Origin of the sequence: Aporhodopirellula sallentina SM41, assembly GCF_000346505.1 — a bacterium.
GTDB lineage: Bacteria > Planctomycetota > Planctomycetia > Pirellulales > Pirellulaceae > Rhodopirellula > Rhodopirellula sallentina.
Genome location: NZ_ANOH01000121.1, coordinates 22,244 through 48,958 on the forward strand (window position 1 = coordinate 22,244; position 26,715 = coordinate 48,958).

Annotated in this window: 27 protein-coding genes; 14 read left to right on the plus strand and 13 right to left on the minus strand. The window is 56.1% G+C overall.

Annotated elements, in window-relative coordinates; translation table 11 throughout:
• Positions 1 to 175: 175 nt before the first annotated feature.
• Positions 176 to 370 (minus strand): hypothetical protein, encoded by a 195-nt coding sequence (locus tag RSSM_RS07965; protein ID WP_008676442.1) that lies wholly within the window; start codon positions 368 to 370, stop codon positions 176 to 178.
• Positions 371 to 930: 560 nt separating this feature from the next.
• On the opposite strand from RSSM_RS07965, the gene RSSM_RS07970 reads away from it, so the two are divergent.
• From RSSM_RS07970 to RSSM_RS08015, 10 genes are all read left to right on the plus strand, one after another.
• Positions 931 to 1,254 carry an ArsR/SmtB family transcription factor gene (locus RSSM_RS07970; protein WP_008676444.1) on the plus strand — a complete coding sequence of 108 codons (324 nt, stop codon included), beginning with the start codon at positions 931 to 933 and terminating at the stop codon, positions 1,252 to 1,254.
• Between the two features lie 68 nt (positions 1,255 to 1,322).
• Positions 1,323 to 2,741, plus strand: coding sequence for a permease (locus RSSM_RS07975; protein WP_008676446.1), 1,419 nt, complete (start codon positions 1,323 to 1,325; stop codon positions 2,739 to 2,741).
• Between the two features lie 13 nt (positions 2,742 to 2,754).
• The gene (locus RSSM_RS07980) at positions 2,755 to 2,991 is read left to right on the plus strand and encodes a thioredoxin family protein (protein WP_008676448.1); all 237 of its coding nucleotides are present in this window, start codon (positions 2,755 to 2,757) and stop codon (positions 2,989 to 2,991) included.
• A gap of 200 nt (positions 2,992 to 3,191) precedes the next feature.
• Complete coding sequence (locus tag RSSM_RS07985) at positions 3,192 to 3,662, plus strand: nitrophenyl compound nitroreductase subunit ArsF family protein (protein ID WP_008676451.1); 471 nt, start codon at positions 3,192 to 3,194, stop codon at positions 3,660 to 3,662.
• 64 nt (positions 3,663 to 3,726) lie between these two features.
• A complete protein-coding gene (locus RSSM_RS07990) occupies positions 3,727 to 4,203 on the plus strand; it encodes a nitrophenyl compound nitroreductase subunit ArsF family protein (protein WP_144059647.1) in 477 nt (158 codons plus the stop codon).
• On the plus strand, positions 4,200 to 4,943 hold the full coding sequence (locus RSSM_RS32105; RefSeq protein WP_201767191.1) for an urease accessory protein UreH domain-containing protein: 744 nt from the start codon (positions 4,200 to 4,202) through the stop codon (positions 4,941 to 4,943). Before RSSM_RS07990 ends, RSSM_RS32105 begins: the two co-directional genes overlap by 4 nt.
• A gap of 406 nt (positions 4,944 to 5,349) precedes the next feature.
• Positions 5,350 to 6,087 (plus strand): SDR family oxidoreductase, encoded by a 738-nt coding sequence (locus RSSM_RS08000; RefSeq protein WP_201767192.1) that lies wholly within the window; start codon positions 5,350 to 5,352, stop codon positions 6,085 to 6,087.
• Between the two features lie 73 nt (positions 6,088 to 6,160).
• A complete protein-coding gene (locus RSSM_RS08005; protein WP_144059648.1) occupies positions 6,161 to 6,652 on the plus strand; it encodes a hypothetical protein in 492 nt (163 codons plus the stop codon).
• A gap of 82 nt (positions 6,653 to 6,734) precedes the next feature.
• Positions 6,735 to 8,198, plus strand: a complete 1,464-nt coding sequence (locus RSSM_RS08010) for an efflux RND transporter periplasmic adaptor subunit (RefSeq protein ID WP_008676463.1) — start codon at positions 6,735 to 6,737, stop codon at positions 8,196 to 8,198.
• Between the two features lie 4 nt (positions 8,199 to 8,202).
• A complete protein-coding gene (locus RSSM_RS08015) occupies positions 8,203 to 11,316 on the plus strand; it encodes an efflux RND transporter permease subunit (RefSeq protein WP_008676465.1) in 3,114 nt (1,037 codons plus the stop codon).
• Here the strand turns inward: RSSM_RS08015 and RSSM_RS08020 are convergent.
• From RSSM_RS08020 to RSSM_RS08035, 4 genes are all read right to left on the minus strand, one after another.
• Positions 11,294 to 11,740 carry a hypothetical protein gene (locus tag RSSM_RS08020; RefSeq protein ID WP_144059650.1) on the minus strand — a complete coding sequence of 149 codons (447 nt, stop codon included), beginning with the start codon at positions 11,738 to 11,740 and terminating at the stop codon, positions 11,294 to 11,296. The genes RSSM_RS08015 and RSSM_RS08020 overlap by 23 nt on opposite strands.
• A gap of 360 nt (positions 11,741 to 12,100) precedes the next feature.
• Positions 12,101 to 13,690, minus strand: coding sequence for a PQQ-binding-like beta-propeller repeat protein (locus RSSM_RS08025; protein WP_008676469.1), 1,590 nt, complete (start codon positions 13,688 to 13,690; stop codon positions 12,101 to 12,103).
• Between the two features lie 323 nt (positions 13,691 to 14,013).
• A complete protein-coding gene (locus RSSM_RS08030; protein WP_008676473.1) occupies positions 14,014 to 15,456 on the minus strand; it encodes a sigma-54-dependent transcriptional regulator in 1,443 nt (480 codons plus the stop codon).
• A gap of 7 nt (positions 15,457 to 15,463) precedes the next feature.
• Positions 15,464 to 16,678 (minus strand): two-component system sensor histidine kinase NtrB, encoded by a 1,215-nt coding sequence (locus RSSM_RS08035; RefSeq protein ID WP_008676474.1) that lies wholly within the window; start codon positions 16,676 to 16,678, stop codon positions 15,464 to 15,466.
• Positions 16,679 to 16,940: 262 nt separating this feature from the next.
• Here RSSM_RS08035 and RSSM_RS08040 point away from each other — a divergent pair, with 262 nt between their 5' ends.
• Positions 16,941 to 17,198: a hypothetical protein gene (locus RSSM_RS08040; protein WP_008676476.1), complete on the plus strand. Its 258-nt coding sequence runs from the start codon at positions 16,941 to 16,943 to the stop codon at positions 17,196 to 17,198.
• A gap of 130 nt (positions 17,199 to 17,328) precedes the next feature.
• On the opposite strand, the gene hmpA is transcribed toward RSSM_RS08040, so the two are convergent.
• From hmpA to RSSM_RS08055, 3 genes are all read right to left on the minus strand, one after another.
• Entirely contained in the window at positions 17,329 to 18,558 is a 1,230-nt protein-coding gene (gene hmpA, locus RSSM_RS08045; RefSeq protein WP_008676477.1) for an NO-inducible flavohemoprotein, read from the minus strand.
• A 285-nt stretch (positions 18,559 to 18,843) separates the two neighbouring features.
• Entirely contained in the window at positions 18,844 to 19,305 is a 462-nt protein-coding gene (locus RSSM_RS08050) for a metal-dependent hydrolase (protein WP_008676478.1), read from the minus strand.
• A gap of 47 nt (positions 19,306 to 19,352) precedes the next feature.
• The gene (locus RSSM_RS08055) at positions 19,353 to 20,867 is read right to left on the minus strand and encodes a serine/threonine protein kinase (protein ID WP_160168113.1); all 1,515 of its coding nucleotides are present in this window, start codon (positions 20,865 to 20,867) and stop codon (positions 19,353 to 19,355) included.
• A gap of 487 nt (positions 20,868 to 21,354) precedes the next feature.
• On the opposite strand from RSSM_RS08055, the gene RSSM_RS08065 reads away from it, so the two are divergent.
• Positions 21,355 to 21,978, plus strand: coding sequence for an SOUL family heme-binding protein (locus RSSM_RS08065; protein WP_390174047.1), 624 nt, complete (start codon positions 21,355 to 21,357; stop codon positions 21,976 to 21,978).
• 316 nt (positions 21,979 to 22,294) lie between these two features.
• On the opposite strand, the gene RSSM_RS08070 is transcribed toward RSSM_RS08065, so the two are convergent.
• Positions 22,295 to 22,627: a zinc ribbon domain-containing protein YjdM gene (locus RSSM_RS08070; protein WP_008676481.1), complete on the minus strand. Its 333-nt coding sequence runs from the start codon at positions 22,625 to 22,627 to the stop codon at positions 22,295 to 22,297.
• A gap of 1,117 nt (positions 22,628 to 23,744) precedes the next feature.
• Between RSSM_RS08070 and RSSM_RS08080 the strand changes: the two genes are divergently transcribed.
• Complete coding sequence (locus RSSM_RS08080; RefSeq protein WP_008676483.1) at positions 23,745 to 24,122, plus strand: helix-turn-helix domain-containing protein; 378 nt, start codon at positions 23,745 to 23,747, stop codon at positions 24,120 to 24,122.
• 20 nt (positions 24,123 to 24,142) lie between these two features.
• Positions 24,143 to 24,742, plus strand: coding sequence for a mobile mystery protein B (locus tag RSSM_RS08085; RefSeq protein ID WP_261340250.1), 600 nt, complete (start codon positions 24,143 to 24,145; stop codon positions 24,740 to 24,742).
• Here the strand turns inward: RSSM_RS08085 and RSSM_RS08090 are convergent.
• From RSSM_RS08090 to RSSM_RS08105, 4 genes are all read right to left on the minus strand, one after another.
• Entirely contained in the window at positions 24,732 to 24,911 is a 180-nt protein-coding gene (locus tag RSSM_RS08090; protein ID WP_044301737.1) for a hypothetical protein, read from the minus strand. The genes RSSM_RS08085 and RSSM_RS08090 overlap by 11 nt on opposite strands.
• Positions 24,912 to 24,916: 5 nt before the next feature.
• On the minus strand, positions 24,917 to 25,126 hold the full coding sequence (locus tag RSSM_RS08095; RefSeq protein WP_044301739.1) for a hypothetical protein: 210 nt from the start codon (positions 25,124 to 25,126) through the stop codon (positions 24,917 to 24,919).
• Between the two features lie 108 nt (positions 25,127 to 25,234).
• Positions 25,235 to 25,762: a hypothetical protein gene (locus tag RSSM_RS08100; protein ID WP_008676487.1), complete on the minus strand. Its 528-nt coding sequence runs from the start codon at positions 25,760 to 25,762 to the stop codon at positions 25,235 to 25,237.
• 183 nt (positions 25,763 to 25,945) lie between these two features.
• The coding region (locus RSSM_RS08105; protein ID WP_236621012.1) for a hypothetical protein at positions 25,946 to 26,715 on the minus strand (770 nt) is incomplete at its 5' end.

Sequence of the window (26,715 nt, forward strand, 5' to 3'; positions counted from 1 at the left end):
GTTAAGTACATATCTCCCCTCCAGACGTAGCGACGAAGCGAACGCTCCGAGTCACCACGACAACCACGTGCGCCCCATAGCAGAAAAGCCACCAGGCTCGATTGCGGAGAAGAATCGAAATAGAAATTTCAAAGATCAATAAAAGAAGATCTTCGAACGCGCGTGCCGCGACTTCTTAGCGTTGCTGACTTCTGTCGTTGTCTTGCAACGCTTCTTTCTTTCGAGCCAAGGTTTGCTGCTCTTGGGCAGTCGGCACATAGCCTTGGCTTGGCTCAATCACCGTGTTCTGTTCCGAACCACAACCGCAGAACGCGAGAAGCAGCAGGACGGCAGAGACGAGAACCCTCGCTCTCAGATAGATCGCCAACATAAAAGCCCTTTCGGACAATAGAGGAAGCAGTGACCGGGTACACCACGGCAGTGGCACCGGTCGCATAAGTTGACTCAGAGAAATCGTGTACCGAACAAGAGCACACCGCACGCCTGATAACGTGTAAAAGCCCTGTTCGATAATGCACAATCAACCGAGCCGCCTGTTTCCATTAACAACAACGAAGGCCGCTGTTCGATGGAGACACGACCATAGCGTTGTGTCACCCAAATCAAAAAGAACCACCATTGGCGAGAGTTGAACAACCACCCAAGGGGATACAGGCGTGCTGTGGCGGGTTATCACTCGCAACCCGACGCTAAACAACACAGGGCTCCCCAAGACTTGCCCAGCGACCTCGTCTGGAAGATGCAAAAAAATCCCCGAACGCGAAATATGCGCAGTGCCCCGACGAATCAGCCCCCATTTGCGAAAGAAGCCTGGCAAGAATGCGCGACTTTGAGGACGGATCTGCGTTGACGCAGGGTTGACCGACTCCTATATTTGGCTAAAGTTGCAAATAAGCAAATGACGAAACTGCTGACAGGAAAGTTGCGGCTATGAACAAAGAAGAAAAAGCGAAATACGAAACGCGGGTGAAGGTGCTCAAGGCACTCGCTCATCCGGCCCGCCTGAAACTGATCGACGTCTTGGCGGAAGAGGACGAAGTGTGCGTCTGCGATTTGACCGACGCCATCGGGACGGACATGTCCACCGTTTCTCGGCACCTGACGCAGTTGAAAAACGCCGGGATCGTCGAAAGCGAAAAGCACGGGCAAATGGTGTTCTACCGTTTGAAAGTCAAGTGTTTGACTGGACTTTTCGGATGCATCGAATCGGTCGTTGAAGGACACATCAAGAGCCAATTGAAAGTGCTGTCATAGCGATAGCATTTTTTTTAACACATTACTTGCAAACTTGTGCAAATACGCACGACTGGAAAATGAGAGTCATGAACCGGGAATGGAAAATCTTCGCTACCTTTTTGGCCATCTTTCTGTTTGCCTACTTCGTTCCGCTCGCCACGCCGAACTTTCCCGCCGACGCCAACCCGATCGCGGCGAAAGTCACCGGAGCGATCGTCGAAGCCTTCGTGCTGCTGCAGTGGTACGCCCGCAACCACACACTCGCCTGCGTCGTTCCGGCACTCTTCATCGCCGGCGCAATCACGACGTTCCTCACAAAGGAATCCGTGCTGAAGCATCTCGGCCCCAAGGCGAACAAGACCGAGGCCTACAGCGTCGCGTCCATCTCCGGCACGGTGTTGGCCGTTTGCTCCTGCAGCGTGTTGCCGATGTTCGCGGGCATCTACCGCATCGGCGCCGGACTCGGCCCGGCCGCGTGTTTCCTCTACGCCGGACCGGCGATCAATGTCCTGGCGATCTTTCTCACCGCACGTGTGCTGGGATTTGAACTCGGCGTCGCTCGAGTGATCGGCGCGATCGTGTTCGGCGTGATCATCGGACTGCTGATGTCGGTCTTCTTCCGAGCGAGCGAAGAAGACCGCAACCAAACCACCTTGGCGATGCCCGACCCGCCGGCGTCCAAACGACCTCTGTGGCAATCCGCGACCATGCTCGCTGCCATGCTGCTGTTCCTGGTCTTCAGTGATTGGTTCAATCCTGGCGACAAGAACGTTGAGCTAGTCGACGGAACTCAGTTCGCCGCGACGCTGCAGTACGAAACCGAAACGAGCTACGACCTTCGCCTGAAATCGGCGGTCTTGGGTCACGAACAATCCGAAATCGTTCGGTTGGACAAGACGCAAATAGCCACCATCGAAGATGTGCAGTCGTGGGTCACCGCCATTCATCATTATCGGTGGTACCTTGCCGGAACCATGGGAATCATCGTCGCCGCGATGAGTCTCGCATGGTTGGACCGGGAGGACTTCGGCCAATGGATGGACAACACCTGGGAGTTTTCCAAACTGCTCGTTCCGCTGCTCTTCGGTGGTGTGTTCGTCGTCGGCTTCCTCGGCGCCCTCATCCCTGAGAAGCAAGTCGCGGCCCTGGTCGGCGACAACAGCTTCACGTCAAACCTGATCGCGTCCGTCATCGGAAGCCTGTTTTACTTCGCGACGTTGACCGAAGTTCCGATCTTGGAAGCCTTGATGCGAAACGGCATGGCATCCGGTCCCGCGTTGGCGTTGTTGCTCGCCGGCCCCGCCCTTTCCCTGCCGAGCATCTTGGTCATCCGCAGCGTTATCGGAAACGCGAAAACCACCGTCTTTGTATTGCTCGTCGTTGCGATGGCGACGTTGGCCGGAATGGGGTACGGAACGCTCTATCCGACGAACGCTCAACCATCGACCGAAACGATCGCATTATCAGCCCCCAACCACTCAAACACTTCGTTACTCCAACCTTAATTAGGAAAGACCAATGACCACCATCCAAGTACTCGGAACCGGTTGCCGCAAGTGCGTCCAACTAAAAGAAAATGTCGAAACCGCACTCAAACAGTCGGGCGTCCAAGCCGACGTGCAAAAGGTTGAAGACATCAACGAGATTGTCAAGTTCGGCATCATGAGCACTCCCGCACTCGCGGTCGATGGCGAGGTGAAGATCGTCGGCAAAGTCGCATCGGTCGACGAGGTCCTCAACGTCATCAATCCGTGAGCAAAACGCTCCTCGGTGATTCCGCGTTGGCCAAACGTCTTCGCAACAAATCGACATCGACAACACTCGTCGTCAACTCACATTGACATTGCTGCCTGATCCCACGCAGCAATGTCCTCTACCTGAATGAATCTTCAATCGCGTCTGCATCGACACGATTCGACACGAACCAGTCAACCAATCTTCCAAGGCCAAATTCCATGACCGCCACGAGAAAACTCTTCACGATCGCAATGCTCGCTTTCGTCGCGGTGGCTGTTGTCACCGCGGTCGCCAAACAAAACAGTCCTCCTGTTTCGACATCGTCGCCGGACGTCGCCGCTGCCCCGAACCCAACCAACGGGATCGTCGCCGCGTTCTACCACGGGAACGTCCGCTGTCCGACGTGTCAAAACATCGAACGGTACGCTCACGATGCGATCACACAGAACTTTGCCGACGAATTGGCATCCGGTGACATCCAGTGGAAAACCACCAACTACGAGGCCCCCGCCAACCAACCCGACGCGGAACGATATGAGATTTTTTCGTCAACGGTTGTCTTGATTCGGATGGTCGATGGGAAACCGGCCGATTGGCGAAACCTGAACCGGGTTTGGGAATTTGTTGGTGACGAACAGGCGTTCCAACAATATGTCGCCGAACAGACCCGCGAGATGCTGGAGACCTAAAGGCCACGTCATTGGGTCCATCATGGAAGCGAAACAGAAAAAGCAATTCAAACGAGAAAGTGCCATGCAACGAATTTTCTTAGCAATCGCGGTGTCATGTGGCTTGGTGTGCACCGTCACCGCTCAACAACCAACTCACGAAACCGGAACGCTCGCGCAAGAGCAAGTTCAACCGCCACCGAACCAAGTCATTGCCGTGTACTTCCACCGCACGCAGCGATGCCCGACGTGCAAACGGATTGGAACCCTGACCCAACAAGCGGTGACCAAGAAGTACGCGGCGGAATTGAGAACCAAATCCGTCGAAGTTCGATTGATCGACTTTGAAGATGAAAAGAACAGTCATCTGACGAACTACTACAAAATAAAATCACCGACGTTGATCCTCCTGGACGTCAAGGACGGCAAGGTAACGCGTTGGAAGGCGATGCCGAAGGTTTGGCAATTGATCGGACGACCTGACATGTTCGAAGACTACGTCCAGCAGGGCGTTAAGAGCTATCTCAGCGAGACGCCTACTCCCAACGAGGCGAACCGATGAGCGAATATACCGTGGCGGCATTCTCGGCATTGTGGCTCGGTGTGCTGACATCCATCAGTCCGTGCCCGCTCGCCACTAACATCGCCGCGATCAGCTACATCGGAGGCCGGGTCGAGGACACACGCCGCGTCCTGCTCGCCGGTGTGCTGTACACGCTCGGACGCGTGATCGCGTACCTCGGGCTCGCTTGGGTGCTCGTCAATACGATGCTGTCGGTACCGCAAGTCTCGGTCTTTCTGCAGAAATACATGCACATGCTGCTCGGACCGCTGTTGATCCTCGTCGGCATGTTCCTGCTCGGCTTCATCGAAATCAACCTGGCAGGCAAAGGCGTGTCAGACAACATGACGAAAACGAGTCGATTCGCTAGGCATTTGGGGATCGTTGCTACTAGGGATTCTCTTCGCACTCGCGTTCTGTCCGACATCGGCGGCGTTGTTTTTCGGCAATGTCATGGCCTCACTCGGTGCAGGTTCCACGATCACGATGCCGCTGCTCTACGGAGTCGGCACGGCACTGCCGGTGATTGCGTTTGCGATGCTGATCGCGTTCGGATCGAAACGACTCGGCAACGCATTCAATGCCGTTGGCAAAATCGAGTGGTGGGCTCGCAACGCAACCGGCGCCCTGATGTTGGCCATCGGAATCTATATGTCCGTCCGCTACATCTTCTTGGCGTGATACCAAATGCCATGCCCCACCAAATGCCATGCCCCACAACGTGGCACACACGCTCATGAAAACGACATAGCCAATGTCGCCAGACTTCGGTGGCCTGAATTTTGGCGAAACCAGCGACAGAGATCGGACATGTCGAGTTTGAAGATGCTCTAACCGGAGAACGTCCGCCCCGGTTTTCCCGTGGAAACCGGGGCCAACGCCGATCGGCTGATAAGAGTTCGATAGGTTCTCGATGCCGGGAGTGTGGCCGAACACAATCAGAATGTGCAACTTCGCGGGCTTATCCCTGTGCTAGATGCGGCGATGTGATAGGTGCGGCGATGCCTACCGTTCCTTTGAATGGATCATTGCACTATTGCCCGATCGATATCCTTTGTTGTTGCGTCCCGTGCGGTTGGCCATCAAGTCAGGCGAAGCACTTCAACAAATGGCGCAGGACAAAGCATTTGCAAAATGGATAGCGAGATGAACGATACACAGCGAACTGCGATCGTCACCGGATCTTCACGAGGAATCGGTGCCGCCGTGGCACGACGATTAGCCGCGGACGGTTTCAACGTGGTCGTGAATTACGCGGGCAGTGAACAGGCAGCAAACGAAGTCGTCGGCGAAATTGAATCCAAAGGCGGAACCGCCATCGCGGTTCGAGCGGACGTTTCTGATTCGGGATCTGTTGAGCTAATGTTTGATGAAGCCGAGACAAAATTCGGCGGTATCGATGTCTTGGTTAATAATGCCGGCATTATGAAGTTGGCCCCGATCGCGGAATGTGACGACGACGTTTTCGATACCCAGGTCGCGGTAAACTTTCGTGGCACTTTCAACACCCTGCGAGAAGCAGGCAGTCGGCTACGAGACGGCGGGCGGATCGTCAACTTTTCAACGACGGTCGTGGGATTGAAATTTGAGAAGTACGGCGTCTACGCGGGAATCAAGGCCGCCGTGGAAACGATGACCGCGATCATGGCGAAGGAGATGCGTGGGCGAAACATCACCGTCAACGCGGTGGCTCCCGGCCCAACCGCGACGGACCTTTTCCTCAACGGCAAATCAGACGAATTGGTCGAGCAACTCGCCAAGACGGCACCTCTCGAACGCCTCGGAACTCCTGAGGATATCGCAAACGTCGTCTCGTTCCTGGCTGGTCCCGACGGAGGTTGGGTCAACGGCCAAACCATCCGAGCCAACGGAGGCATGGTCTGATGCGACGTTTGCTCGACAGAATTTCGGGCGAAACGATCTGGCCGGAGACAGACCGTAAAACTAGACTGAAAGCATGAACGGCAGACAATTCCTTCCCATTCGAATGCGACACCGGATCGATTTTCTCGATCGCTGCCTCATTATGTTTGTAGGAGTGTTGCTGTTACCGCTACCTGTGCCGACGTCGCATCGGCACGATTCGTTCGAGTCGCCTACGCATCTCGCCGCTCATCTTTCGCGACAACACAGCGACTCCGCCCACGGTTCGATTGATCTCTCTGAAGTGCACTGGCATTTCACGATGCCGCACTGTGGCGACGACCATTCGGAACACGACGAGTCCGGTGTCCCTCATTCGCTGCCGCAGGAATACACGCCCGGGCAAGTTCAGGGATCGCATGTTTCGTTCGTTGTATCACGAATCCATGACGTGCAATCCGTTCTGGTCGACTGTTATCCCACGCCGGTCATTGCCGCCAAACTGAATGACGAGTCGAGACAATTGCTCGTCACGACGGCAGATCGACGCCACCGTTCTGCGCTCTCTTGCGTGATGCGTTGTTAAGAAATCGTTTCGTTTGACGTCTTGAAACGAACCGACGCGGCGACTGCTGCGCCTTTGACAACGCAATTGAATGAACCTTGGAATGACTTGGAAGAAATCCTTCGCTGCGCTCGTGGCGATCATCCTCGTGGGCGGATCCGGATGGACGGTGTATCAAATTCTGGACGACGAGTCCGCCGTATCCCCTGACGACTCGGGTACCGCGTTTGAGTCAACCGACAGCAATCCGGCCAACCGCATCCGCTTCAGCGAAACCCAAAAGGCGCATGCAGATCTAGCGACCGAACCTGTCCGCAGGACCGACATGCAACTCCACCGAGTTTTGCCCGGACGGTTCGCGTACGACGACACCAAACACGTCGCGATCCGCATGCCGACCGACGGAGTATTGCGATCCGTTTTGGTGAAAGTCGGCGACTCGGTAGACAAAGGAGATCCGATTGCGGAGCTGAGCAGTCCGCCAATCGGCGACGCACGCAACCGCATTCTTGCGGCTCTTTCGGAACAAAAAATCGCATCCAAAGCGGCGAACTGGGAGAATGAGATTCACGACGGAGTTCGCGTCCTGGTCGACATGATCCGAGACGGCCAACCGGTCGAAAAGATCGAACAGATGGTGAGTGATCAAACCACCGGGATGTTTGGGGGAAGGTTGTTGACCGCGTACAGCAAATCAATGCTGGCTGAAAAGATCGCGAGGTCCGTTGGCAGTATCGGTGATAGCGGCGCGATCAGCGGACGAATTGTTCGCGAACGAGAGAGCGATCGGCAGCAGGCAGCGGCTGAACTGCAAGCGACGATCGAGCAGGCACTCTTTGAAACCGAACAGGCAATGTTGAACGCGCAAGCGGATCTCGCGGGTGCGGAACGAAAAGTCCTTATCGCACGACAAACGCTCGCGACGCTGATCGGATCAACACCAACTTCGGCGAGCGGTTTGGATCTTTCGCCCAATGACACTGATGTCTCACGTCTGACGGTCCGCTCCCCGATATCGGGAACCGTGGAACGACGAACGTTTTCGGCCACCGAACGGGTCTCCGCCGACGAAGAACTATTCGTGATCGCCGATACCGCGCACCTTTGGGTCGAGGCGGATATCCGAAATCGCGACTGGGGTTCGATTCACGTTCGCGAAGGAGACACCGTCTCGGTAACGGTACCGTCGGTCAATGGTGAACCTCAAACAGCAACGGTTCACTACGTTGGACGCCAGGTGGATCCTCAAACGGGAGCGATTCCCCTGGTGGCACAAGTCGACAATTCGAATGGTCGGTTTCGTCCCGGACAGTTCGCGCGGGTGTCCGTGCCAACGCAAATGCGGCGTGATATCGTGACCGTGCCACGATCGGCGGTTGTTGATTTGGAAGGTATTGAGAGCGTCTTCGTTTCCGACGGAGACGGTTACTTCCCCGTCCCCGTGGAACTCGGCGAGGCGAGCGAGCAACGCGTCGAGATTCGCCAAGGGCTTTCGCCCGGCCAGGTCGTCGTGGTGTCCGGAGCCTTCCTGCTCAAGAGCCAACTCCTCCTCGAAGGTGAGGAATAGAACGGTGTTGGAAAAGCTAATCGAATTCTCGCTGAAGAATCGCTTCCTCGTGATCATTGCTGTTCTCGCAATGGCTGCCGCCGGTGCCCGCAGTGCATTGATGCTGCCGATCGATGCGGTACCGGATTTGACAAACACTCAGGTCACCGTGATCACGCCGGCGGGCTCACTGCCACCGGTCGGTGTCGAGCGACTCGTCACGTATCCGATCGAATGGGCGATGGGCGGTTTGCCCGACGTGGAAGAGATCCGCAGCGTCTCGAAGTTTGGATTGTCCGTGATCACGATCGTCTTCAACGAAGGCACGGACGTTTACTTTGCCAACCACCAAGTCAACCAAAGACTCTCATCCGCCGCGGCGAGCATCCCGGACGGATACGGCCCCCCGGAACTCGGACCGATGACGACCGCACTCGGAGAAATCCTGCAGTTCGAAGTCCGGAGCGACCTACGTTCTCCGTTGGAACTGCGGACGCTACTGGATTGGGAGATCGCACCCAAACTGAGACAAGTCGACGGTGTGACCGAAATCAACGTGATGGGTGGTTTTTATCAAACCTTCGAAGTTCGCCCGGACCCAGACTCGCTGATGGCACAGGGGCTGACGTTTGCCGAACTGTATGAACGCATCGAGAACGCAAACGCGAGTGCCGGTGGTGGATACGTCGTTCATCATGACGAGCAACGATTCATTCGCGGGGAAGCGTTGCTGAGCGGCGTCGATGACATCGGCGACATTGTTCTCAGACGCAGCGAAAACGGATCGCCTTTGCTCGTATCCGATATTGCGGACGTATCGATCGAGGCCATGCCACGACAAGGCGCCGTCAGTCGTGACGGGCGCGGCGAAGCGGTTACCGGAATGGTAATGATGCGAATCGGAGAAAACTCTCGAGATGTTGTCGGCAAGGCCAAAAAACGGATCGACGAAATACGTGCCACTCTGCCCAGCGATGTTACGTTGGAAATCATCTATGACCGCGAGTCGCTGATCAATCGCACGCTCCAAACGGTGATGAAGAATCTGCTCGAAGGCGGCGTGTTGGTCGCGATCGTTTTGTTGCTGACCCTCGGCAGCTTGCGAGCCGGAATCATCGTCGCCCTCGCGATTCCGCTATCGATGCTTTTTGCGACCAACATGATGTGGGCGTTGGGGATCTCGGCGAGTTTGATGAGCCTCGGTGCAATTGACTTCGGTTTGATTGTCGATTCATCCGTCATCATGGTCGAAAATTGTGTGCGACGTTTATCCAACAGCGTCCCCGGCAAAGCTCGACTGAAAATCATTCGCGATGCCTGCGTGGAGGTTCGCGGACCGACCATGTTCGGCGAACTCATCATTGCGATTGTTTATGTGCCGGTGCTATTGCTCGAGGGCACCGAAGGAAAAATGTTTCGCCCGATGGCACTAACCGTGCTCTGCGCGTTGTTCGGTTCCTTCCTTCTTTCGATGACACTAATGCCGGCCCTCTCGTCATTGGCCTTGCCAAAGCAAACGCACGAGAAAGACCTGTGGCTGATCCGGATGCTCAAGAAGATCTACCTGCCGACTGTGGGTGCTGCCATTGCTTCGCCCCTCGTGACGACAATTGTCGCGTTTGGCATTTTTGCGGTCAGCATTCCCGTTGCCCTCAACCTCGGTGCCGAATTCATGCCTCGGCTCAACGAAGGCGACCTGCTCGTAGAAGCAGTTCGACTGCCCAGCGCGTCGCTCGAAGGTGCCGAACAAATGGCGCAACAGATCGAGTCGCATTTGCTCGCCCTACCGGAAGTCGCGACCGTGTTCACCAAAACGGGGCGACCCGAAATCGCCAATGACGTCATGGGTGTTCACCAGAGCGACGTCTGGGTGATGCTGCATCCGCCCGACCGTTGGCCAACCCCCAAAACACGCGAGGAACTGATTGGCGAGATGGAAATCGTTCTGAATGAAAACGTTCCCGGTGTGGCATTCGGGTTCACGCAACCGATCGAGATGCGAGTCGATGAATTGGTCGCAGGCGTGAAAGCCGACGTGGCCATCTTGATCTACGGTGACGACCTCGACACGCTCGCAGCAAAAGCGAAACAAATTGAACGAACACTCAAAAGTGTGCCGGGGGCCGCTGACGTCAAAGCCGACATTCAATCCACACTGGAAACGTTGACCATCGAACCGGATCGCAGTGCATTGGCACGCTATGGGATCGAGGCCAAACAAGTGATGGACGTTGTTGCCGCGATCGGCGGGCGCCCCGTCGGGGAAGTTCTCGACGGCCGAGCCCGGTTCCCGATTCGCGTGCGTTTGCCTGCCCTGTGGCGGGACCATGTGGACAAGCTGAATCAGTTGCCAGTGTCGTTGGCAGGAGGAAAACCGGTTCCGCTCTATGAATTGGCAACCATCCGTCTCGAACAGACTCCGCCGACGGTCGAACACGAAGACGGACGCCGCCGAACATTCGTCTCGGCCAATGTCCGTGGCCGAGATGTGGCGTCTTTCGTTGCCGACGCCATGTCGGCTGTCGAGAGCGATGTGAAGTTACCGGTTGGGTACGAATTGCATTGGGGAGGCGATTTCGAAAACCTGCAATCGGCCGGCCGACGGCTCGCGATAATCACGCCGATGGTACTCATCATCATCTTCATGTTGCTGTTCACATCGTTCGGATCGTTGCGTTTGGCAACGTTGATTTTCACGTGTGTCCCGATCGCCGCGAGCGGTGGAATCTTCGCATTGGCGTTGCGTCAAATGCCGTTCAGCATCGCCGCCGGCGTCGGCTTTATCGCACTCTTGGGCGTTGCCGTTTTGAACGGATTGGTATGGGTTGCCGATGCCGAAAACCATCGCAAAGCAGGCAGAAATCCGCGAGAGTCCGCCAAAAGTGCCGCCAACGATCGTTTACGCCCCGTGTTGATGACAGCGATGGTCGCAAGCCTCGGGTTCCTACCGATGGCCCTATCGACGAGCGATGGGGCGGAACTGCAACGTCCGCTCGCGACCGTGGTGATCGGCGGATTGGTGACCAGCACGCTGCTCACCTGCATCGTGATCCCTGCGATCTATCCCTGGTTCGCCCAACGCAGTGCGTCCCCATCGGACTCCGATCCCACCGTCGCTACTTTACCCACCGGAGAGTGACGCCCTCGATTTGCTCCGCCTCGTCGTATTGATCCTGCGACTCGGGCAGTTCGGGCAACGGTGGTTGCAGATTCTCACCGACATCGAACGCCTTGGGGATAACCTTCGTTACCGTCACCATGGCACGTACATTTCCGGCCTGTTCCAGACGAGGTTCACGTTTGGTCATGGCATTCAGATCCGACGAGCGGATGAAATGAAGCCCACTCCCTTCAGGAAACAGGTCGATATCCGAGAGATCAGAAAGTTCCATGAGCTTGTTCGCCTTCGGCGTGATGACAAGCGATGGAGACGGGGCATGCCGGAGCGTGCGGCGGCCGATGTCGACTCCCTCATCACTCAGTCTGCCGGCCACGGTCAAAACCGAAACGAGGCAACTGCCTAAAAAAGCAACCATTCCTGTCGGAGCCTCACTCTTTGTCATCCGAATCAACCTTTCGTCTTGATCGCGTTCGGGTCCCGAACATCGATCGTTGGAAGATGCGTCAGCTCTGATAACCTATCCGAAAATGTCGGCAATACGAAAGGATTCGAACGTCATCAAGAGAAACGTAACCGACGTCGCCCGAATCCGCGTGCCAGACTCCACATGCCTAAATCCACATGCCTAAATCCGGGCGAATTCAGCGACAGAGATCGGACACGTCAATTATCAAAAGACTCTTAATAGACACATCCTCCCCCGCGTTGGTTCACCGCAGTCGTCTCGCCCTTACACCCCCGGGCAAGTCAACCGCCACTCAATATTCAAACATTGGAGAGGAGGCTTTCGCGGACCGCCGCGTTAAGACGCGAGTTCCGGGCGCTGCGGTCGGTCGGGGCGAGTGTCTTCTCCGCCGCCTCGTCCCCCACGGAATCCACCGCCGCCTCCGCCGCCTCCGCCACGCTGGCCGCCGCCACGCTGACCTTCTCGACCACCGAAACCACCGCGGCCTCCCGCACCAGCACGTCCGCCCGCACCGCCGCGGCCGCCTCGACCTCCTCCGCCGCCGAAGCCTCCCGAATCGTCAGTTGATGCGAACGCCACTTGGTTGTCTTCCGGGTCCACGGTTTCGTTTTCATCCGTCACACAATACAGATGCTTGTCACTGCGAACGAGCAAACGTCCCTGCGAAACCGCTGGACTTCCGCCAAAGGATTCCCTCTCCGCAGTGAAACGGTTCATACTGACCAAACTCGGCTCATCACCCAACGCATACACAAACGCTTGTCCCGAACCGTTGACGTAAAACAACTTACCGTTCGCGATCACGGGTGATCCGTAGTCTTGTGCCCCCATGCCGCCACCGCGCGACGCACCCTCCAATCGAACTTGGCTGATCTTGTCGCCACTTTCAGGATCGATGACGATCAATATGCCGCTGGCAACGAGGTACAACCGCTCGCCATCGAACACGGGCGAACCAAACCTCGCCGAATCGCGACCGGTCCAAGCGATCTTGCTGTCGGTCACATCCCCGCTTCCGCCTGCTTCCACCGACGCGCTGCCACCGCCTCGTCCGGTAAATGCGTACACAACGTTGTCACCAACCACGGCACTCGATTGAGCCTGATCGGCATCGGAGGTGGCCGCGTACCAACGCAGCTTTCCGGTTTCCGGATCGAGCCCCCAAACCTCTTTGGGGACACTCATGACTAAATCGGTTCGCTGACCATCGACTTCAGCCAACAAGGGTGTGCCCCACATGTTATCGAGCCCCTTGGCCTCCGCTCGCCAAACCTCTTTGCCGGTGGCTTTGTCAACAGCAACGATCGCCTGACTCTCCGCCGCCGCGGTCACGATCACCAGGTTCTCGTATAAAATCGGACTCGATGAGGAGCCCCATTTCCGCGGGTCCGACTCACTGCCGAGTTTGACGTTCCAAAGTTCGTTCCCGTCGAAATCGAACGCATACAAACCACTCTTGCCGAAAAACGCATACACGTTCTCACCATCGCTGACCGGCGTGTGCGACGCGTATCCGTGAGCGGTCACGCCGATCCCCGTGTATGGGTCCTCGGGCTGCGCGGCCGGGACATCCTTCTGCCAGAGCGTCTTGCCGGTTGGCAAATCAACGCAAACGAGATGTCGAACCAAATCGTTGATATCGCCCGGTTCTTGTCGATCCAAACCGTAACCAGAGTAAGCGGTCACAAAGACTCGATCGCCGACAACGATCGGGCTCGACACGCCCGCTCCCGGCAGCAACGTTTTCCAGGCAAGGTTGGCTTTCGGTGACCACTCCGCCGGCAACGCTTCGCTCTCGGCGCTGACCGCCGATCCGTTCGGCCCGCGAAAACGGGTCCAGTCGTCTGCCCGAACCTCGGCCGATGTTGCGGCCACCACGCCGGCAAACGCCACCGCGCACGAAATCCATTTGAAACGTCGAATCATCTCTCTATCCTTGCCAACCACATTGAAAAGAAAATATCAGCGAAAAGAGCGGTCCTCCCGCTACTAGCCGGGTTTGAACACCGGTTTGGCCTCTCGGTATCGCGTTTGTCCACCGATTGCTCCGGATTCGCTCATCCGGATCAATCGCTCGCGAAAAGCGTCGAGAAACACAGCAGCAGAATCCGCCCCGTCATGCTATCACGATGGACTACCCAGAGTTTCGACCGAGAGAGAGTGTTTCTACCGAGAGAGAGTCTCCATCGAAGTAAGTCTCCATAGAGCGAATCGCTCCAACGACCCTGCCGCGATCTCTCGCTAGGACCTCACCCGCGGTACAGGTTGGCGTCGATGTCGTGGCGTTTGAGAAGTTTATTCATTCCTTGCCGCGACAATCCCGCCTGCCGTGCCGCTTTCGCAATCACGCCGTCATGCCGTTCGAGCAAAGCGGACAAGTAAGCCCGGTCGGCTCGGTCGAGTGCCTCGTCCCTCGAAATCTCAGCCAAGTCATCGACGCCGGTTGATTCCGAGGTGGCGTCGGATGGGTCTAAAATCGCGGCGGGCAAGTCAGCCGCCTGCACCTGATCGCCTTTGGTCAGCGTAAGCGATCGTTCAATGACGTTGCGTAGTTCACGGATGTTGCCGGGCCAACGATACCGGCGAAAGCAATCCAGCGTCTCTGCAGAAAAACCATGCACGCTCGATCCTGGCGTACGAAGTTGATCCAAGAAGTACTCCGCCAATAAGAAAATATCATCACCACGCTGTCTCAGTGGTGGCAACTCGATATGAATCACCGCCAAACGGTAAAACAAATCTCGACGGAACCGCTCGGCATCCACTTCGGCCTGGAGATCACGATTGGTCGCACATAGAAAACGCGTGTCGACCCGCACGGGCTTGTCTTCACCGACCGGCGTGAACGTCTGCTCCTGAATGACCCGCAACAATTTCGACTGCGAAACCAACGGCAGTTCCCCGAGTTCATCGAAGAATGCCGTTCCACCATCGGCCGCTTTCAATTGTCCCGCTTGATCTTTCACCGCACCCGTGAACGATCCTTTGACATGACCAAACAACGCTGACTCAAAGAGTGAATCAGGAATCGCGGTGCAGTCGATCACCTGCAGTTTCTTGCTCCCTCGCTGACTGCGGTTGTGGATCGCCCTCGCGATGATCTCTTTGCCGGTACCACTCTCGCCGGTAATCAGGACGCTCGTGTTGCTAGGTGCGACGCACTCAACAATCTCCATCACTTCGAGCATCTTCGGGCTTTGGCCAATCACGTCTCCAAACTCGGGCATCGCCGTGGTTGGGGCACCGGCGATATTTGCAGGCAGAGGCTCGGCGTGACCATTGTTTTGCGGTCGGGCCTCTTGTCTTTGGGTTTGTCGCGGTTGGGCGGGCAACGCACGCTGCACAGCAACCAACAACTCATCGAGCTTGACCGGTTTGAGTAGGTAATCGGTCACTCCCAAACGGACGCTCTCGATCGCCGACTCGGTCGAAGGCACCCCGGTGACGATGATCATCGGCGTCTCGGGATACGCGGTGCGTCCTTCTTGAAGAAGTTCGAGCTTCAGGTTGCCCGGCATGTTGAGATCCGAGAGGATCAAATCGAACGAATGGTTTTGCAGAACGTCGATTGCATCGTGGGCGTCTTCGACACACACGCACTCGAACCCCTCCTCGCGCAGGAACTCTGCCGTTGTCTCACGGTACAACGGCTCGTCGTCAGCGATCAGGATCTTCGGTGGCTGTTGATTCATAAGTGGCCTATATCGACGACAATCTGCGTGGCAATTCAACGGTAAAACAGGTGCCTTCGCCGATCCGGCTTTGCAAACGAATGTCGCCCCGCATTCCCTCGACCAGTCCCTTCGTCACCGACAAACCCAGTCCCATTCCCTGGCCGACTTTCGCGATCTTGGTACTTACAAACGGAAAGAAGATTTTCTCTCGTAGTTCGTCAGGCACTCCACACCCAAAGTCCGTGACCTCAATCCGCACGCCACCGGTGGATGGTTTGACGGTGACCTGAACCCGTTCACCTTTCTCGGACGCTTGGATCGCGTTGTGTATGAGGTTGATCAGGATTTGCTTGACCTCGCCCGCGCGAAGATGGACTTCGTTCATCTCGAGCCCTTCGCCGGCGGGCAGTGGGTCCGTATCCCAGTCGACGGTCACGCGACTCTTGCGAGCGGTCGGCAAGGTGAGTGAGAGGACGTGCTGTTGAATTTCGTCCATCGAGAACGTGGACGCCGTCTGTTCGCTCGGGCGATAAAGTTGATACATCTGGTGCGTGATGCCGCTGATACGTTCGATTTCGTCGTCGATCAACTCGAGCTTGTCATAGTGTTTGACGTCCTTGGACAGATGCCGTTTCAACAAAGCGAACGCGTTGCGAATTCCGGCCAGCGGGTTGTTGATTTCGTGAGCGACTCCTGCGGCGAGTTCACCGATCGCGGCGAGTTGCTCCATCTTCAAACGATGTTCCTCGAGCTGTGCGATCTTCGCCGTTCGCTCTTGAACGAGTTGCTCGAGGTGTTCGTTCTGCAAACGCAACTGCTCCCGCATCGCGTGCTTTTCCGTGACATCACGAACACTCGCACGAAACCCGAGAGCCTCGCCGTCGCGGCCCCGCAACGGTTGCCACGAAATCGCTACCCACGGTGTCGATCCGTCACGATGCAGCACGCGAAACTCGATGTTGTTCTTCGTACTGCCCCCGGCCGCATCCTTCATGTGCACAGCCATCCGTTGGCGATCATCCGGAACAATCAGCGGCAACGGATAATCGTCCATCGCTAAACACTCATCAGGCGCGTAGCCGGTAAAACGCTCAACCGCCTCGTTGACCCACAGAACCTCTCCTTCCCCCGACAGCCAACTCTCCCAGTCGACAGTCCCTTCTGCGATCGCACGAAAATACTCTGGTGCAATCGGATCGCCGCGCCGGGGCGACTTCGCTGATGTCCACGATGACTCCATTCCTCAATTTTAGACCAGACACCGGCAAAGGCGAATCCTGCCAACGAACGTCAACCTCAGTTGACGCTGTGGCAACCGGGGTGAACACAAAACCGTCTCAAAGCGGCTCCTGCGCATCGAATACGCGATTGGCTCGCATCGTGCATGAATGTCCGGTCGTTTCAATCTCGCTTCTGCGAAGAAGCCAACTCACTCGCGTTTTCATGGAAGAATCGGACCAGGCCCGTCTTCGCGAATAACGCCTACACCGGAGGCAGTGCCAATGGTTCCTGCTCTTGTCTCGCATCAACCTCGCGTTCCGCGTCCACCGAAAACGACGTGGTCGGACCAGACAAACAACGTTGGATTACGTTCCGCTCGCTACCAAGTCAAGAAAGATCCGGCGAACCTCTGTGACGAAGACCGCTACTTTATGCGGCTCGTTGTGATGATGCTCGCGTTCACGGTTTTGCCGGCGTTGCTAGTCATCGCATACATCATCTTCTACCCTGAATCGTTCCAGTACGACCTCGTCCGATAGTTCCGCGACGTTGCCGTTCTTCGCCGATCAAGTCGATTGCGTATACGAAGGACTTGAGGCCGAAACACCCCATCGTCCCTCGCTCGCATATCGATTCACTGCGACCAAAGCCTCATCGCTGCAAACAGTTCTAAACGGCAGCAAGCGGTTGCTTCGGCCCAAAGAACTCACAGTGCAATCGATCAGAATCGACGCCCAATTCGTTCAACGATCTTTCGATCGATAGCATGAACGGCTTCGGCCCGCAGAAGTAATACAACGCGTCCGCGGTCGGGGTATTCTCGGCGAGATACTCCTTGGTAACCAACCCGACGTCGTCGCATTTCCCGTCCGACTCATCGGTCGGTAGCGGAGCGTCGTAAATAAAACGTGTCACCACGGGGGCTTCGCGATCAGCCAGACCGCGGACCTCATCACGAAACGCATGGGCGCCACTATTTCGGGCCGCCTGCAGGAAGTACACGGGCGTTTTGTTGCCTGCCGCCACCAACGCTTTAGCCATCGACAACAGCGGCGTTACCCCAATCCCGCCGGCAATGAACACGACCGGACGTTCCAAGGGAGACTGAACATCCAGGGTGAATTCACCGCATGGCGGTCCCAAGGCGATAACGTCGCCAACACCGACATGATCATGCAAATAGTTGGAAATCACTCCATCGGGTGCCTCAGCCGCTCCGGCAACTTCCCGTTTAACGCTGATTCGAAAGTAACCGGTACCCGGACAATCCGAAAGGCTGTAGTTGCGCGGCGAAGTTGGCGTTGACGGATGATCCAAGTGAACCGTGATGTACTGACCGGGCAGAAACGTCGGCAACGCTCCATCGTCTGCGGGCTTCAAATAGAACGAAGTCACAATGTCGCTCTCGGCAATCTTCCGTTCGACAAGGAAGTCTCGCTTGCCATTCCAACCGCCGGGTTGGTTTTGCAAGTGATCGTAAATTTCGTTTTCTCGGCCAATGCAAACGTCCGCCAACAAACCGTACGCTTCCCCGACTGCCGCACAAATCTCGTCGGTGGCGGCGTCGCCCATCACATCTTTGATCGCATCGATCAGGTGTTTTCCCACGATCGGATAGTGTTCCGGCTTCACACCGAGCGAACAGTGCTTCTGTGCGATCAACTCCACTTCCGAACCGAGCACATCGAGATTATCGATGTTTGCAAAATAGGCACAGATGGCCCCCGCAAGCGCGGCAGGCTGCTGTCCGCTCTGTTGATGGGCCTGATTGAAGAACGCTTTCACCTCGGGATTGCCAGCGAACATCCGCTGATAAAACTTGCAGGTGATCGTATCGGCGTTGGCCGCAACCGCCGGCGTGACTTGCTTGATGATTCGGATGGTTTGTTCGCTGAGCATAAGAAACCTTCGAAAGAGAGAACGCGGTGAAATCAACCGAACAACAGTCCACCGATCACCCCGAATGCAAACGCGATAACACCGCGAACAATCACCAGGAAGACCGCAACCGAGCCGGACAAAACAAACACCAAAAGGTGCACATTGCCCAATCCTACGCACGGCAATATCTGCATGTCAAGGAGCAGTTTTCAAGTCCGTTCGATTCTCCAACGGAACGCCGAGCGACGAGACACGTAGCGATAAGACACCGAGCAACCCAGCCGCGTTCCTCGGCTTCAGCAATCACATTCCTCCCATTCGCTCGACTTTGGTTGAGAGAAGATTCCGTGATAACTCGGCAGCCGAATCGCATAGGCGAGCACCGCGAATGTTATCGCCAGCACCGTCAACATGACGCCGAAGATCGAGAAGCCCAACACGAGACAACCGGTCGTGATCACTAAAAAACAACCCGCCCATACCAACTCCGGTTGCCGAGGGAGCCGAAAGACGTTGCAAAACAAAAAGAAGTACCCGAGCACAAATGGGAACAACCATGCGAGTTCGCCAAACCGATCGAGCCCCCAGCGAATGCGTGTACGTCTGGTGCAAACGCATGAAAGCGTACTTGCCCGCGAGTCGAGAAAACGCATCGAGATCCGGAAGCACGTTCCCCACCATCACGCCTGCCGCCAATGCGGGATGACTGTCCAATGTCCCCGCAGCTACAACGGATCCGATCAATGCATGAGTGGCAATGTCCATGCAGGCATTCTACCGCAGAGCGATCTTGCGAGTGCGGGCGAGCCCTATCATCCCGTTGAGGAAATTAAGTCGCGTTCGGATCGGTGCCTGCCGCGTGCCAGCCAGTATCCCACCGCGAAGATGACGCTGATCACGGTAAACGCGGCTGAGATCAGCAAGAACACCATCACGTGCGCGTACTCCTGACCTTCATAGATTTTCAGGCTGGTGCTGCCTTGGAACAAACTGACCCAATGGAAAATCGCCCACGCCCCACACAACGCCGCAGAGATCGCTAGCTGAACAAACTTTGTCGTCCGTTTTACCATCAGCCATCCTTGATAAACCACATACCCGTGCACGGGCAAGACAATCAATGTTTCAAACATCAATAGCGCCGGCATGTGCTCGATCACTACAGGATTGCTGCCATCACGGGCGACGATTAACAAAGCCCCCACGAACGCCCAGATAAAGCTCCCCACACTGATCCCGATCGCCGACCATCCCAGTCTTGCTTCCCAATCTCGGTATCGCAGCGAGAACTGAAGTCGCTCCCATCGGCTTTCTGGTTTTGCCGACAGTGTCTCTCCACTGAGAAACCGGCCGAGATCGTCGGCGAGTGCTTTTGCAGACTCGTACCGACGTTCGGGTTCCTTCCGCAAACACTTCATGCAGATCGTCTCGAGACGTTTCGACAACTCCGGTCGAATCGTTCTCGGACTTCGAACGGGTTCGTTGTGAAGCATCAAAATCGCTTCGGGGAGCGTCGTCGCCGGATGCGGCGTCTCTCCCGTTAACATCCGATACAGGACCGCACCGATCGAATAGATATCGGATTGTTTGGTGATCCTTTTCCGGCCAAACATTGCCTGTTCGGGCGACATGAAATTCGGCGTGCCTGCCAAGACGCTAGTCGACACAGACGCCGATTGTTCAACGCCGCACAGTCCGAAATCCAACACCACCGGACTGAACCCGGACGGCGATTCAGAGGACGCATTCAAAAGGATATTCTGAGGCTTGATGTCTCGGTGGACGACGCCTTGTTCGTGCCCGTAGTGGATCGCCGCGGCGATGTCACGCACCCATTCAGCCGCCTGCTTTTCGTCGACGGGGTCGTCTTTCCGCGCATCCATCCATTTCCCGAGATGCTGCGAGTCGATGTACGGCATCACGTAGTAATGCAGCTTCCCCTCAACGCCACAGTCGAAAACGGGAATGATCCCGGGGTGACGCAGCGTTCCCGCGATCTGGGCCTCGCGAAGAAACCGCTCGACTCCTTCTTCACTATCGGTGATCTCAGGGCGTGCGATCTTGACCGCAACCTCACGATGGAGCTCGGTGTCGCTGGCGAGAAAAACAATGCCGTAGCCGCCGCGGCCGATCTCTCGAATGAGTTTGTACCGGCCGATCGTCCCGAGCGTTCCTCTGCTCAGACCGGGCGTATCGAGAGAGGGCAGTTCGCTCGCCTCAGGGCCATGGGAGCCTTTCGTCGTCTGCGACTGCGTCTTCGCTTGATCTGTATCGAGAGATGGTTTGGTAACGCCGTCGAAACCAGCCCCCCTGTTTTCCTTTGCCAACGGAATCCCCGCAATCAATGATGCCCAATCACTTCGGCAGCAGGAGGGACTTCACCGCTCGAACCAATTCCCAGGGCTCTTTCATCAAAGTGCCTCTCTCACTCCATGCCCCGAATTCCAACAGTCCTCCCGCCGCCTTTTTATCCCCAGCATCTTGAACACATACCCCATTCATTGCAATGCAAAATGCTGCCCCCAACAGGAAAGCATCACAACCGCCCCCCTGAACCTTGCAACCTGGACCTTGCAACCTGAACCTTGCAACCTGAACCCTGCATCCTTGCGTCTCTGCGTCTAAATCCAACAACCCTACCCCAGCGAAACCCCCGCCCCTCGCCAAGCCCAACCCAATGCGCAACCTTTCCAAACCTCACCCCTCACCCTTCAAACTTCGCCCCACCTCCCTCCTTGCCAGACATCTAACCTGCCAATGCGAACGATCCGATTTCCGAATCGTCGCTGCGAGTTTTCGTTGGGTGAATGGATGATGCGTAAACGAATGATGTATCTCACGAGTATCGCGGTACTGGTTGCGGTCGGAGTGTTTGTGTTCAACAAATCCACGCGAGCCGGCTACGAATCAGCCGAATACAAAGTCATCGAGTCCGACGGCAACTTTGAAGTCCGCGAATACCCCGACCTGATGCTGGTTGCAACGTCGACCAAAATTGACGCACAAGGTCGCGACGGCAGTTTCATGAAACTTTTTCGCTACATCAGCGGCGCGAACGAATCCGAACAGAAGATCTCGATGACAACGCCAGTGTTCATGGAGAACGACAAAGCGGATTCGGAAGTCCAGATGGGGTTCGTGATGCCGAAAGAAGTTGCGGTCGAAGGCGTACCGTCGCCTACCGGTCCCGACGTCGACGTACGCAAACGAGCCGGCGGACGCTTCGCCGTCCTACGATTCTCCGGTCGACTCAACAAGAAGCTCGCCAAGGAATCCGAAGCCAAACTCCGAGCCTGGATGAAATCGAAAGGACTCGTTGCCAACGATTCATTCGCAACGCCCGGCGAATCAGGCAGTGGCGTCGAAACCGCATCCTACGACCCTCCCTTCACCCCCGGCCCCCTTCGTCGAAACGAAGTCCTAATCCGGCTGAAGTAGCCCACATGTCGGTGATGTCAACTCCGTTTTCGCGTAGTGGATCTTGTTGAAGATCCCACCAGCATACCGAGTCCCTCACCCACGAAGGATCTTTCACAAGATCCACTACATTTCTAATTCCGACACTACGATGGCTTCATCGGAACAGAAGGCGCGGTGCGACGGTCGCGCATCGTTCATTCATCGGCACATTCGACTTTCATTCGAATTTGCTCCAACCGAGGTGCTCGGCGCACAGCCCAGCTCATCATTCCAACGCTGGAACGTCATTAGAAATGATCGTGCTGGATGATTCCGTCGCGAGATGGCGAGTGAATCAGGCCTTCTTGACGAATTCGGACTTCAGCGACATTGCTCCGATGCCGTCGATCTTGCAGTCGATGTCGTGATCACCGTCGACGATGCGGATCTTCTTCACCTTGGTGCCGCCTTTCACCACGCCACCGTTAAACTTCAAGTCTTTGATGACGATGACTGAGTCGCCGTTTTCGAGCACGTTCCCGTTCGCATCGCGAGTGATCTCATCTTCGGCGGCAGCCACTTCGTCGGCCGGCGACCATTCGTGGTTGCATGTTGGACAGACGAGCAAGGGTCCGTCCTCATAGGTGAATTCGCCGTCGCACTGTGGGCAGTTAGGTAGATCGCTCATTGGTTCGTTCTTGGGACTGGTGGAGTAAGGTGGAGATTGTCGCATATGAGCAAAAGATGAAAAGGTGACGAAATAGAAAACCCCCGCGGGGATGACTCCTCCGCGGGCGTTTCGGATTTCAATTCGTTTTGCAACCGCCCCATCGACGAATCCGACTTCGCAGACAAAGCGAAAAGTGTCGCGGTCCAAGAACAAACGAGACGACCTTCAACGCGGCGTCACACGCTCTGCCTACGATCAAAACGCAGTTGCCGTCTCACCCCGCAGCAGTCCCATCTGCCAATCGCGTCAGCAGCGGAACCATTCATCGGCCGTCGGATGCCCCCGTCGAAATACCCGAGGAAGATACCGGTATTGGTATAAAACAGGATCTCGATCTCGGGGTCACCTTCTTGAGCGCAGTAGTTGTTTCGAAAGCTCCATCACCAAACGTAATACCCACGCCGACAATCTGATGATTGGTTGCCATCACTCGGATGTGGTTTGGCCCCAGGTTGCCGCCATGAACACCGCCCCATCGTTGCACTCGATCCCACGACCAAGCCGAGAAGACAGCGGCTGGTCGCGGCACGACCAACTACAAAGCCGCCGCCAAAATCCTCGCCGACCTTCGCGAAGCCATCGGAGGAGACAAGGGCCGGTCATCCGTTTGGTGCCCCCCACCATCCATCAATCATTGGAAACCCAACTGTCGCCGCTCCGCGGTTGGTTGCCAACATCTTGTCCGAACAGTCGCGGAGCGACTGCATTGGGCCAGCCTTGGGTTTCAACCCAAGGTCCGGTCGTGACCAACGCGCACCCAAGTCGCGGAGCGACAACAGTTGAAACGAGTTCGGAGCGATCTGTCGCCGCTCGGCGTGGTGAGCCACGAAAAAAGCCGGCGTCGGTCAGTGACCAACGTCGGCTTTTTGATTCGGTGGTGAATGACAGGCAGGGTGTCTGTCTCGCTCAAGGATTTTCGCGTTTTTGTCGTTTTTTGCGGGATGTAACGTCGATGACACACAATTGAATGATTGATTTTTGTAGCACGCGTGCAACAATATAGTTGTGTCCTGCGAGCTTCGGTTTTCTTCCCGACTTGCCAATCAGCTCCTCCATAGAATCCGGACGTTTCGCCATGGCCCTTCCCGAAATAATCGCCCGTATCCAAGAGCGAAAACGAGAGCTCGATATCTCCGTTTCGGATCTCGCGCGACGCAGCGGGGTTTCGCGGGCCACCGTGATCCGGATCCTCGGGGGTGAAGACCATGAATTCTCGTTCGCAAACTTGCAGGCCATTCTGCTCGCCTTGGGTATCTCTCTCGATCTAACAGAGATTCCCGCCGCGCAATTCCGAGATCAGATTGCCACCGCAAAAGCCAAACGTTTGATTGCACTTACGCAAGGCAATGTGGCTCTCGAGTCCCAGGCTGTCTCGCGAGCTTCGGCTCAATCGCATCTCGAAGAAGCGAAAAATCGGATTGCATCGTCCAGCCGAAAACTGTGGGCGTCGTGAACGCCGGGCGCGACAAACGCATGAGGTTGGGATCGAGCGGAAAGGATGACGCCACGCCTTTTGATGGATCAGGCCTGAAGATGAAGTCCATCAAAACGCGACACGAGCTCAATGAAGTCGAGTTTTCTTCGATCCTGCGCGTGACAGAAAAGTACCTGCTCACCAAACCATCGCGGAAGATTGCACCGTTCAATTTCGATTGGCTACTCGGGCTTCATCGCGAGATGCTCGGCTCGATCTGGAGTTGGGCGGGCGAGATCCGAGCCACCGAAAAGAACATCGGAGTGAGCCCAAAGGTCATTGCCGCCGAGCTTGGCGTCATTGCGATGGAGGCGGACAAACGGCACGACGAAACCGGTGCCCTCGTAATCGCAACGGCTGCTGAGTTTCATCACCGCGCCGTTTGGGTTCACCCCTTTGAAGACGGCAATGGTCGGTGGGCAAGACTGCTGGCAAATATCTGGCTCATGCAACACGATCAACCAGCAACACTTTGGCCCGCGACCGACCTGCGAAATGCAGCGAGTCCGATTCGAGACGAATACATTGCCGCCATCAAGCAAGCGGATGTGCGAAACTATGGTCCACTGATTGACCTGCACCATCGGTTCAGTGAGTAGGCTCGCGTTTTAGGAGGGCAGACAGCGGCCGGTCCAGCATGAACTCACGCAGTGCGTCGAGTTCGGCGGTGTCATCAAAAGAAGCAAGCGGCTCGGCGAGATCGCGAGCCACAATGCTCTCTCGAAACACGCGGCGTAAACTACGGACGGTCGAAGAGGTGTCAGTCATGCGAATCAAGGTATCACGGGCAATCTCGCTGCAACATCCATGGGCAATTCCCCATTGGTTCGCCATCCGAACTCGCTCCATTCAGCGAGCCCTTCGAACCCGTGCGAGGTGAGTTTTTCTTTTTCATGAGAAGAGTTGGAGTCTTCCGTTTCGTCACCGTGAGCGGTTCGAATTGCCAAAGAAAGAGTGACCAGCCCTGCAAGCAGCCATCTCATGAAGTTCTCCAGTGTGTACGGCGGAGTTCAATCTCAGTCGTCCTGAAAAGACGTTGCCAAGGACTCCATCGTCGAAGCAAACGCAAGCCACGATGTTTCAGCGACCGTTCAACCCACCGCACGAAGTCGCGCAGGAATGCGCCCGTGTTCCATGACTTGCTTGCAGAGTTCTTGCTGATGTTCGGGCAACTCAGCGAAGACAACGCGAAACGCTTCGACTTCCTCGAATACCGCTTCTTCACTGCGAGTCTCTCTGCCGATGGCGCGGTCGCGATCTTCCAGCGAAAGCGCAGAAGCCAATTCAACCGGCGGGCCACCGTCGGGATCGTCGACCATCGTTGTGAGTGAAACGACAGGTCCGCCGGGCGGAGTGCGAAACGCGGTTTTGCGAGAATCAAGGATCCTGGCGAGTGCCCGCGAGACGATCATGTCGATGTAAGTTTTGAATGTCGCACGTTCGGGCGTGAAATCTTCGAGATACCGCTCGACCATCGTCCACAACGATTGTTCGATGTCGCGGAGTTCTTGCCGGGCGTACGCACCGGCCTTATAGCCACGCCACGCTTGACAGCGGATATTGGCCTGGATGTACTTCCAGTCGATGTCGCTGACTTTTGAAACTTCCTGAGTTTTCAAACGAATATCCTCCGGCTGGAGGTTCGTTCGATGACTCCGGCCGGCGAAACCGTGCTGCGAACGACCGATCGGTCACAGAAACACACGGGCCAGCGGGATCAGCACGAAGGCGAATCTCTCAGCTGGAGTCACGGCGACTCATGGCGTGAGTCTTTGGCACATCGCGTGAGTCGAGGAGAAATTTCAGAATTCCCAATTTGGATCAGCATCTGGCCGATAGCACATTGCATTGCCTTTGAATGCGAGCTTTAAGTGCTCAGCGAGCTCCGCATGATGCTCGGCGATGCGTTTGATGTCACGGTTGATGGCTTGCCGCACATTCTTGCGTGACTTGGATTCGTCAGTGAGGACGCGGGCTTTGCCGCTCCTACCGGTGTCCTTTTGAAGTTGCGAGAGAATCTCGTATTGCTCGGTTTGCAGCGTTTCGAGCGTACCTGCATCGTTGTTGCGTTCTGCTTCCGCGATGCGGGCACTGATATCGGCCAAGGTCCGCTTGTATTCACGGCGAGCGTCTTCGTCGAAAGCCTCGCCCGTGCCGCTGGTGGAAGACCGAGCCGCGATCCCAGTGCGAGCGTTTTCGAGTTCGACGGGATTCAGTGTTCTGCCAGGACGTGACAAGAACTCTGCGAGATACCACATGCCAATCGCGTCGGCGAGTACGAACCGATTCTTCTCGAAACAGATATCCCAATGATCGCCAGTCATGCGGAAAGAGTTGGGTGGAGAATCTTCGCCCAGCCCAAGTCGGTAGCGAAGCTCGTCCAACGCAGGAGTGCTCACTACGACCGTCCCGTCCTGGCTGAAGAACAGTTCATCGGCGGCGATGACCGTGACCTCAAAAGTTCTCTCGATCGAGCCAAGGTCGATGCGAGTACCAGCGAGTGACGGTACAAGCAGAACCGTTTTTGCACCGACACTCATTGCCGTTTCGATAAGCGACGTCTGATCTGTAC